This window comes from Citrobacter sp. TBCS-14 (assembly GCF_005280805.1).
GTDB lineage: Bacteria > Pseudomonadota > Gammaproteobacteria > Enterobacterales > Enterobacteriaceae > Citrobacter > Citrobacter gillenii.
The window spans coordinates 1-280 of record NZ_SZWM01000632.1 but is presented as its reverse complement, the minus strand read 5'-3'; the positions used below and the strand labels follow the sequence as shown (position 1 = coordinate 280).

The window sequence follows — 280 nt, the reverse complement described above, 5'->3', positions numbered from 1 at the left end:
GCAAGGCATGGTAATGCTGATTGGGACTATCGTTCTGCTGGTCGGCGTCGTTCATGCCGCCGGCGGCCTTAGCAATGCGGTAGTAACCCTGCAAACCATCGATCCGAAACTGGTCTCACCGCAGGGCGCGGATGACATTCTGTCACCCACGTTTATGACCTCATTCTGGGTACTGGTGTGTTTTGGCGTGATTGGACTTCCGCATACGGCGGTACGCTGTATCTCCTATAAAGACAGTAAAGCGGTACACCGTGGGATTATCATCGGCACCATCGTGGTG

1 pseudogene is annotated in these 280 nt (G+C 54.3%); it reads left to right on the top strand.

The annotated features are described in order from the left end of the window. Positions 1-280: pseudogene (gene panF, locus FDX22_RS20345) on the top strand (sodium/panthothenate symporter); the annotation flags it as partial.